Below are 9,243 nucleotides of genomic sequence, written 5' to 3'. Positions count from 1 at the left end.
CCCGGTCCCCAATACCAAAGGCAGCACAGCCTTGCCTGTCAGACCGAACGGGCGCAAAGTCCGGTTGGCCAACACACTCAAATTGGGAAGGTAGCCGATATCTTCCAGCAAGTTGACGATCAAAAAGAAGATGGCCAAAATCGGCACAACTGTCACCATGGCATTGGCAACCCCCATGGTCAACAGACCAAACTGCCCCACCAGAAACTCATTGAGCAACGGATAGGGGATGCTTTCGCCAAGCAACTGGGTTGCTGGTGAAAACAGCGCACTGTCCAACCAACCACCCAGATCGGCGGCCCCGATTCCCACCCCTTTAAATGTCAACCACAAGATGGCCAGAAAAATAAACCAGCCATACACGGGATGACGACACAGCGCCTCAGCATGGCGTGCCGGGCTGGGTGGCACATAGCTGGCCTGTCGCAAAATGGTTCCTGTCAACTGCTCTACAAACGAAAGGCGATTTTGAAACAGCAGCAGACCAACACGATTGGCGGGATAACGTTGCCAAAACTCTTCAACCATCCCCTGCAATTTGCTCAACACACCATCCGCCAGGGTTTTCGCAAACCAGTGCGACGACGTCTGGTCACCCTGCAGGTAGAGCAACACCAACCCGCAACTGGGACGACTCCCCAACGGAAACAGACTGCGTACTCCAGCAGCAAATTCTTGAAAAAATGGCTGGTAAGTGACAGGGGCAGAGCAATCCCGATTGCTCGTTTTGCTCTGCATCAACTGCTCGAGGGCACTCTTCAAGGCATCAAACCCAAAACCGTGGGCAGCCGACAACTCAACTACCGGAATTGACAAACGGGCTGACAAAGCTGCCGTATCGATAATCATTCCACAGGATGCCGTATCATCCATCTTGTTGAGACAGCAAACCGTAGGCAAGCCAAGCTCCATGACCTGGATCAGTAACATCAGTGATTGTTTCAGGTGCATGGCGTCGCTGCAAAACAGTACGCCATCTGGCCGTTGGCTGATCAGGACTTCCAGAGTACTCCGCTCATCTGGTGAGTTGACAGAAAGGCTCGACAACCCTGGGGTATCGACAAGAAGCACCGGTCTTCCAGCGATATCAATAAGCTGGCTTGATGGCGCAACAGTCGTTTGCGGATAGTTCGCAACGATGGAATAGACTTTGGTCAGTTCATTAAAAATCAAGCTCTTACCAGAGTTGGGACGACCAATAATGACAACCCGAAAAGGCATCGATCCATGCCCTGTGCCCGCCTCGACTACCGGTAGTGCATGACAACTCTCCATTCTGCTTCATCCTTGATGCTGCCTGCAAAGGATCAATAACTACGCCGACGGGGAGTGTAACCGTTCAGTAGGCTCCCTTGCAAGCCGGTTCGTATTCCTGTGTTATTCCCAGCCCCCTGGACTGTTTCCCGACCCGCACGCCTCCTGCGCTTGAACTTGAAGTCAATAGCACAGCATGATTGGCATACTGACAAGCCCCCCCCTACGGGGTGGATGCACCAGGGGAGAAAACGACTTGCACAGACTCAATATGGCGTACTTTCGCCTTGATGGCCATTGCCAACCAGTTTTTAATCTCCTGGGTATCATCGATTGGAATGGTTCCAGGCACTTCGAGCTCTATATCCACCTCGTAGGCACTTCCTACACGCCGCCCCCTGAGACGTCTGACACCAACAACATGCGGTGTTGCTTGGCACAAGGCACGAATCCGGGCATGAACGGATGGTGGCAAGCCCATGTCCAGAAGCCCTTGAACCGCATCTCGCACAATCTGCAGGCCAAGTTTGACCACCAAAAGGGCTACCAGCAGGGCCATCATGCGGTCTGCCACCAAAAAGTCGAAATGAGTCAGCACTGCACCGATGAGTACCATAATGGAGGACCAGGCGTCCACCTGATTATCCATGGCTGCGGCAAGCAGGGCAGGATTGTTATTGTGATTGGCCGTACAGATCATGATTCGGTACATCAACCATGAGGAAGCGGACAGCAACAGTGCAGAAAAAATGGCCACACCTCCTGCACGCTTCAGTTGCCCGGACTGCATGTCCTGTATATTGTGGAGGAAAAAAAAGGTTGCACCACCAATCAAGAGAATGCCGATGAACAGAGCTGATAAAAATTGGAGTTTGCCGAAACCATAGGGAAATCGAGCGGTGGGTGGTTTGTGAGAAGCCAACACGGCAAACCAGTTGATGGCTTTGGAAAGGATATCCCCCCCTGTCAACAGTGCCAAAGCATGCAGTCCTGCACTCCCCGTCATCCACCCCATCAGCATGCTGAAGAGAGCTTCCCCCAATGTCACCAGAAAATCCAGACGAGCCGCCTCGTTGGCACACTGCCGACAATGCGACAGGGGCCGATCAGCACTTTCGTGAATCGGAATAAAGTCAAGCGGGCAGGAACGGGTTGAAGAGGACAAGGGGGCACAACCTCAAGTTGGGAAACCAACATACAGGAACGAGAACCGTAGCAGATTTATCGCTGTTAATCCAGTAAAAATGCTTTTGCATACTGAGGGTCAGTACGCCACACACGGGCCAAAAACGCCCACGGGATTGGATTGATCGGCTGCAGAGTTGTAGGACTCTGACCATTTCAACATCCACCATCACCTTGCTGGCGGTGTTGGACCTGTGGCTTCTCCACAAACACCCAGCCAAAATCGCGCCTGGCTCACAGAACGCTATTGGTGGTTGGGAATTTTCTGGTATGCTTGGTGACAAGTGGAACGATGTGGAAGGAGGAATCCGATGAGCAAAGCACTGACTGTCAACGATATAGCGATGTTTGGGACACCATGAAACCTCGCCTTTACCTGGAAACCAGCATCGTCAGCTACTTGGCCGCAATGCCAAGCCGGGACTTGGTGGTGGCTGCTCATCAGCAAATCACCCACGAATGGTGGGCGGAACGACGACACCAGTATGAGTTGTTTGCCTCTGGATTGGTTATCCGAGAGGCTCAATGCGGGGATCCCGATGCGGCCAGCAGGCGTATGGCCTTTTTGGATGGATTGCAGAGCCTGTCAGTTGACGAGCGGACACGTTCCTTGGCCAAGGAAATCATCCGAGATGGTTGCTTGCCTGCAAAGGCAGGGGAGGATGCGGTTCATATCGCCTTGGCGGCTATTCACGGGATGGATTACCTGCTGACGTGGAACTGTAGGCATATTGCCAATGCCTTAACCCGCCAGAAAGTAACCGATACTCTGCGCAGGCATGGCCTCATGGCACCGATCATCAGCACACCAGAAGAATTACCTGAAGGGGCATGATTATGTGGAAAGATCCGATTGTAGAGGAAGTGCGCAGGTTTCGTGATGAACATGCCGCTCGTTTCAATTATGACATAGATGCCATCGTGCAGGATCTCCAGGAGTTGGATCGGGCATCCGGCAGACAGGTGGTATCCTTTGCACCGAAGGTGTATCGCGATCGCGGTTTGTCCGAGCAAGAAGAAGGCAAACCCTTTTCCACCGCACCAAAATGACGTAAACGAGTGCATGGCACTGAATTTTCCGTCCCGCTCCCTTCGGGTTGAGCCCGGCGGACACGGGCCCGGACGATCTACCGGGACGTTGGCCCAACAGCGCAAAATTTGGGACGCGGATCCGAACGCGCTTCATCGGTACGGTGACCCGGCATCGCAATTTTCCTGGGTCGTGATCCCGGCTACGAAAATCGGGACGTTGACCAGACGCATGTTATGATCGAGGGACTTCCGGCGGACGCATGGAGGCGAATCAATGGAAGGGACGGGGAATGTGGCGGACCCACAGGAGCCCGTTATTGAGGGTGCGCATTGAATTGACAGTGAAAATTTGAACCTCAATGCGCTCCATCCTCTTTCTGTACACCGAACGACGCGGGTACAGCAAATAGCTGGGTGAGACACCATTCCTGCGCCCAAAAGATGGGCACATCCGCCACATCCTGCACACATCTACGCCGCACTCTCACCCACCCTGAACGAATACTCTGCCGCATCGGCCAGCGACTGTCCCCCACCACCAAATTGGTTGAAAGCAGGAAATTTCATGTAGATCGTCTTGCCGACCAGTGCCGGGTCGTAGGCGTACCGAAATATTGTCCCATCGCAGCGAACGAACCGGCTCTGGCTTGGATGCGTTTTGATCGTTGATCCGTAAAGGCCACGCCGCAAGTAGCTGTCCAGGGTGTATTGGTGACTGCCTGTCAGGGTAGCAGTGGAATAGGCAATAAACTCACCATCCACCCAAGCCAGAGTCGCTCTGTTGTCCGCATCGGCGATGGTGCCGGAGGTGAGTGTGCCTCCCGATTCGGACAGATCGATCTTACAGGTGTGGGTTATGTCTGGATCCGATCCGCTTGCCATCGTCTCAGTCAGAAACCCATGACGCGACGGAGAGACAATCTCACCGATTTTCTTGTAATTACTCCCGTCGGACGACAACCAGACCTGACAGCCACCATAGTTTTCACCACCAGAGATAGCCACCCAGATCTCTCGCAGTCCGGGTGTCAGTTCAATCGGTGCATCAAACACCACCGGCGTATTGATCGCGCCTGACGGCTTGTTGAAATCGGCAACATAGCCGCCAACTGTTTGGTGCAGATAGGTGGCCGTGCTGAACACGCCAAACGGCGCGTCTTCCGCCTCAACAGTGAGCAGGCCGATTTCATCTTCCTCGATGGACAGAATCCGCACCGGCGTTTTGTCCAATCCGGTGCCAGCGTCGGTGAGCGTAACAAGATCGGTTGGTTCCAGCAGGCAGTGCCGCCAACCCAGCTTGAAACCGTAGGAGTTGCGGACGTATTGCGTCCTCTGGAGGATATTTTGTGCCACCATCCTGGCCACGGCAGCGGATTTGATCTCGTGGAATTTGATAGAGTCCATGCTCCTGAGACCAAAAAGATCAATGGAAACCATGTCCTTCGCTTCGGCCACTTCGGTGTTGAACTGGTTGCTGGCGTTCAGAAATTCTACTTTGACGTGATTGTACACGTCAACAGACGGCTTTCTGGTGACTGTCACTGGATCCTCCAGGCCGGAGACGATAAAATCATCCTCCGTCAACTCATAAACCGGCGTCAGGTTTGGTGTAAAGGTGACACCATTGCCGGTGACAAGCGCGTCACCGAGTGGCGTGACTTTCAGAACGCCTTCCGAGAAGTAAACCTCAGAATTGGTGATCTTCATCAACCGTGCGATGATGGCGCTCGTCTCCTCCTGGGCGGCGTAGACCGGCGACAGGAAAAGGCCACTGGCTGTGCAGTAGCGGTGATATTGCGTCCAATCGCCCAGGTTTGCCACCGGAAAACCCAACCCGTAACGGGTGTTGGTGAGCAAATCGATGATGACATCCTTTGGGTGCGCATCGTAAATGCCGTTTGCTGCATCAAACGACAACTGGCCAATGACATCAAAATTCAGGTTCGGCAGAGCAGTACCGGATCCCAACTGCCAGTCCATGGAGGCGGCATAGGCGATGCCGGGATAGTTCAAAGCCTGCTCCGGATGGTTTGTAACCAGATACGTCCATTGGCATTGATCAAATGCGCCGTTGAACACCGTCACCACGGAGGAACTGCTGTTGATGGCGTTGTAGTTGTAGCTGATTTGCACCTGGATGTTGGAAAACTCGGTTGCAAAATAGTAGGTACCACCATTCACGACAAAATCGGTGCCAAGCGTCAGCGGTGTCATCACCTCTCCATCGATGGCCACACAGGAGATGTGGCTGGTCCACTGTGCGCCGTGCGCTACTGTCACCTGGTGCGAACCTGAGATGATGTGTGGCTCGTTCCAGGCCGCAGAGGGAGTCACCACCTCCGACAGATTGGCCGGGTCTGCCTTGTATTCCTTGTTGGACCAGATGCCATCAATACCAACAATCGGCCCTTCACAAAGGCCAAAACAGAATGAAGCGGTGTAGGTGTAGGTTGTGCTGACGACGGTGTTCCCTCCTCCACCTTTGCCACCGACATCCTGCGAGGTGGTGTGTGCGATGGAACGGAAGTCACCATACCAGATCATATTCCCTGGCATCCTGGCTCTGCCGTAGGCAATCGGAATGGCCGTGCCGTAAATACTGCCTTGAAAGGCAATCCCGTTTGCACGTGGCTCTGCATTGTTGACAACATTTCCTGATTTGCTGCTCATGATGGCACCACCGTCCAGTGAGAGTGTAGGCGTCCGGCAAGCTCTTGTCCATCCAGCGCAGAGAGGATCACGCCATGGCCAGCATACGCATGGATGATTTTTTTGGTGTCCGGCAAGACAATGCCAGCATGCGACACACACCGGCCAAATCGGAAAAGCGCAATATCTCCCGGCTCTGGCGTTACCACCGGCCTGGCATACTGCTGAATGCCTTGCAGATATTTCTCTTCGCTGCGGTGCAGATGCCAATCCTGCGCATAGCCGTTTGCCTCTGCACCTGTGGCAAGCTGGCACTCCTCAAAAACGGCAATCAGAAACTGCACGCAGTCAACACCCACACCCTTGATTCTGGCATGATGGTGATACGGCGTGTGCAGCCAACCCATGGCAATTTCAACAATCTGATCACGAATGGAATTCATAGTGCCGACTCCGCAACGGGAACATAGGGAAACGCCTTGAAATGCGTGACGTTGTAGAATTTGTTTGTGCAGGTGGCCTGGGTTTTGTCGCACCCTGGCCGGGCCTTGAAGGTGTCCCCGACTGCCGGAACAGACGGGAGTGGAAGCAGCAGTTGGAAAACGCCATCGGTGGAGCAGGATTTGATGGTGCGCCTCAAACCGGTGAGCTTTCCATTCATGAACTCGATGTACCCTTGGTCGAACCATCCAGAAACCACCGAAGCCAGACTGCTGTAAACCGTGACTGCCGTACTCCCGCTGGAACGCACCGACGTCTCAATACAATAGATGGCGGCATCCCTGTTGACTGCGCAATTGTCGTCGTAGAGCGTGTGGGAGCAACCTGGCTGCCAGACATTCCTCGGCATTTTCATATTCAAAAGTTGCACAGCACTATTCGCGGTGATTTTTGCCAATGAGCGCGTGGTCTGGATGTCTGCCACCTGACCGACAAACAGGGTAACGCCATCAACGAGCGACAAATCGTTCTGCAGGAAAACCCGGTACAGCGCCAAGGTGGCACCGTCGAGAACACCAGCGTTGGCGGCCACAATCCATGGCACACCGAGCAGCAGATCGTTTGGTCCGGGTGCCACCTCCAGGTTGAGAGTGTCCACTTCCACGCCAATCACACTGCGTGTTCTGGATCGCCGAATGACTGGCCCGTCGGCGACATACTCCCGACCACGAAAGGTGATGTTGCAGTCAAAGGCGCAATACCCGGCGACAGTGCCATCCACCAACTGCAGATGGAACAGATCCGCCATCAGGAAAGTGTTCTCGGCCATCAAAAACTGCAGCAATTTTGTGCTTGCCTGTTTCATATTCTGTTCCCCGGGGCACCGATAAAGGCCAATTCACGCAACTCCCAAAGATTGGGCAGCGTGCGGGCGAAATCCGCCGTGTCCTCCGCAAACCGGCAGCGGTAGTAGAAGGTGCCACTCCAGGTCACAATCGACTTGCTGGCTGGCGGCACGGTGAAGGAAACCAGTCCCGTCTCGGAGACCGTGTAATCGCTTGGAGCAGAAAGCAGTTGACCATCCAGCTTGATGGCCGTCATACTTTTGAGGTTCTCTATGGGTTCAGCAAACGAAAACGAGGTGTTAAAGCCGAAGGATCGCGTGAGCTGGAATTGCGCCTGGATGTCGTTTCCTTTGCCGAATGGCATGTCCACGCAGACTGAATCGGTTGGATCAAGGAACAGGAACGGAGTAAAACTGCCACGATGCATCAGAAAGAACCCTTGCAACTCCTCGTATTCATGCGGCAGGTTGCCAGATCGCAACCAGTCAAACAGCAGGGTGAAGCGCCAGACAGGGTAGGCTCGGAAGGCACCACGCTGTTCCCGGCCAGAAACCGCCGTCTGGATGGAGGTGCGAAATTCCGGCGTTTTCTTCAACTCCCACGACATCCCTGGCAATGACGGAAAAATGGCCAGCGGACGGTCATCGACTGTGTACTGGGAGTCGTCTGTTGTTCCCGACTCCCACGCCCTGTCAATGACGAACGTCTTCTGCCTGAATGGAGCAATGAATACACCTGCAATCGGCTCAACATATGGGTTGCCAAAAGCCGTTTTTCTTGCAAACTGAATGACGATACCGGTATCGGCCATTTTATGACTTCCTGATCACGAACATCTCTGTCGATGATGTGTATGTTTTCATTGCCAAGTAATCCACACCGGCCTTGGTGATGATGGACAAATGGTTCGCCACATTGCTGGGGATTTTCCAAATGTCGCAGAGCGATGAAAATTCCCCATACGGGGCTGGCATGTAGGTCGAATAGTTGCTCACGTACCCAGGATAAAACGGCACCAAAAATGTCCCTGTTCCTGACGGGATCTTCATGGCAATGCCAGACGGAGCACCGGAAAACATGAGACTCACATTGAATGCAGTTGATGGCGACACCACCACGCTGCCATCCATGGTCAACACTCTTGGCGCAAAGAAGTAGGGATATATCTGTGATGTCGAATAGAAATGGATGAAACCAAACGGTGGATAGCCTGCGGCAACGCTGTCGAATGGCAGATCTCGTGTCCGCTCAACCACGCCTGTTGGCCCACAACTGCCACTCCATTGATTGGTATTGGAGGCAAAAACGGCAAAGCGCGCTGAGGCAAAAACATACATCGTGCCTCCCGCCGTGGTGTCTATCTTCTGCCCGTAGCTGGACTGGTCGGAGTAGTAGCACAGGTTGGTGCCGGTGTGTGCCGTGGCATCCCAGGACTCGTAGATCGTGGTTTTCAAGTACCCTGCCGAGTTGAAATCCAGTACCATGTACTTGAATTTGGTGGCGTCATCGGCAAGGGGTGCCTTGTAGCACTTTTTGTTGGTACCAGCCAATGCATCGTGCAACGCCCAGCCAGCGGCCACAGCAGCGACAATCTCTGTCGTGCTCTTGGCGCAACTCGCGGACAGATTGTTGATGTTGGTCTCACCTGTAATGATCAGGTTGATGTCGTTCATGATGTTGGCCAGGGTTGCACCTGCCACATAATCGTATTTCGCGTACATGTGCGACCTCTTGGACGTCAGCGCGTTAAAGGGACAGCATTTCTGGCTATTTTGCGTAAGGGATTGATCAGTGCTTTTGGATTGCTGCTCAGGTAGTTTGTGAAGCTGTTGGCATC

9 protein-coding genes are annotated in these 9,243 nt (G+C 53.6%); 2 read left to right on the top strand and 7 right to left on the bottom strand.

The window, feature by feature from the left end:
• A partial coding sequence (locus EJP87_RS10835; RefSeq protein WP_130471890.1) for a FeoB small GTPase domain-containing protein occupies window positions 1–1,275 on the bottom strand: 1,275 nt, incomplete at its 3' end.
• Window positions 1,276–1,477: 202 nt separating this feature from the next.
• A complete protein-coding gene (locus tag EJP87_RS10830) occupies window positions 1,478–2,419 on the bottom strand; it encodes a cation diffusion facilitator family transporter (RefSeq protein WP_130471889.1) in 942 nt (313 codons plus the stop codon).
• 312 nt (window positions 2,420–2,731) lie between these two features.
• Between EJP87_RS10830 and EJP87_RS10825 the strand changes: the two genes are divergently transcribed.
• Together EJP87_RS10825 and EJP87_RS10820 are read left to right on the top strand one after the other, a co-directional pair.
• Window positions 2,732–3,274: a type II toxin-antitoxin system VapC family toxin gene (locus EJP87_RS10825; RefSeq protein ID WP_227657581.1), complete on the top strand. Its 543-nt coding sequence runs from the start codon at window positions 2,732–2,734 to the stop codon at window positions 3,272–3,274.
• A gap of 2 nt (window positions 3,275–3,276) precedes the next feature.
• Entirely contained in the window at window positions 3,277–3,489 is a 213-nt protein-coding gene (locus EJP87_RS10820; protein ID WP_130471888.1) for a hypothetical protein, read from the top strand.
• Between the two features lie 453 nt (window positions 3,490–3,942).
• Here EJP87_RS10820 and EJP87_RS10815 read toward each other — a convergent pair whose 3' ends face one another.
• The 5 genes from EJP87_RS10815 to EJP87_RS10795 all read right to left on the bottom strand — a co-directional run.
• Window positions 3,943–6,141, bottom strand: coding sequence for a phage tail protein (locus tag EJP87_RS10815; protein ID WP_130471887.1), 2,199 nt, complete (start codon window positions 6,139–6,141; stop codon window positions 3,943–3,945).
• Window positions 6,138–6,563: an NlpC/P60 family protein gene (locus EJP87_RS10810; RefSeq protein ID WP_130471886.1), complete on the bottom strand. Its 426-nt coding sequence runs from the start codon at window positions 6,561–6,563 to the stop codon at window positions 6,138–6,140. Before EJP87_RS10810 ends, EJP87_RS10815 begins: the two co-directional genes overlap by 4 nt.
• Window positions 6,560–7,390 (bottom strand): DUF2163 domain-containing protein, encoded by an 831-nt coding sequence (locus tag EJP87_RS10805; RefSeq protein ID WP_265332118.1) that lies wholly within the window; start codon window positions 7,388–7,390, stop codon window positions 6,560–6,562. Before EJP87_RS10805 ends, EJP87_RS10810 begins: the two co-directional genes overlap by 4 nt.
• Before the next feature lie 32 nt (window positions 7,391–7,422).
• Window positions 7,423–8,217: a DUF2460 domain-containing protein gene (locus EJP87_RS10800; RefSeq protein ID WP_130471884.1), complete on the bottom strand. Its 795-nt coding sequence runs from the start codon at window positions 8,215–8,217 to the stop codon at window positions 7,423–7,425.
• Between the two features lies 1 nt (window position 8,218).
• The coding region (locus tag EJP87_RS10795) for a hypothetical protein (RefSeq protein WP_227657580.1) at window positions 8,219–9,243 on the bottom strand (1,025 nt) is incomplete at its 5' end.

Source organism: Candidatus Magnetaquicoccus inordinatus, assembly GCF_004217665.1.
Lineage (GTDB): Bacteria > Pseudomonadota > Magnetococcia > Magnetococcales > Magnetaquicoccaceae > Magnetaquicoccus > Magnetaquicoccus inordinatus.
Note: the sequence above shows the minus strand (reverse complement) of the source record. Positions and strands in the feature narration are given on the sequence as shown.

Excerpts from the sequence above, each read along its gene's own strand:
- EJP87_RS10810 (WP_130471886.1), bottom strand. The coding sequence starts at position 6,563 with ATGAATTCCATTCGTGATCAGATTGTTGAAATTGCCATGGGTTGGCTG.
- EJP87_RS10805 (WP_265332118.1), bottom strand. The coding sequence starts at position 7,390 with ATGGCCGAGAACACTTTCCTGATGGCGGATCTGTTCCATCTGCAGTTG.
- EJP87_RS10800 (WP_130471884.1), bottom strand. The coding sequence starts at position 8,217 with ATGGCCGATACCGGTATCGTCATTCAGTTTGCAAGAAAAACGGCTTTT.
- EJP87_RS10815 (WP_130471887.1), bottom strand. The coding sequence starts at position 6,141 with ATGAGCAGCAAATCAGGAAATGTTGTCAACAATGCAGAGCCACGTGCA.
- EJP87_RS10825 (WP_227657581.1), top strand. The coding sequence starts at position 2,732 with ATGTGGAAGGAGGAATCCGATGAGCAAAGCACTGACTGTCAACGATAT.
- EJP87_RS10820 (WP_130471888.1), top strand. The coding sequence starts at position 3,277 with ATGTGGAAAGATCCGATTGTAGAGGAAGTGCGCAGGTTTCGTGATGAA.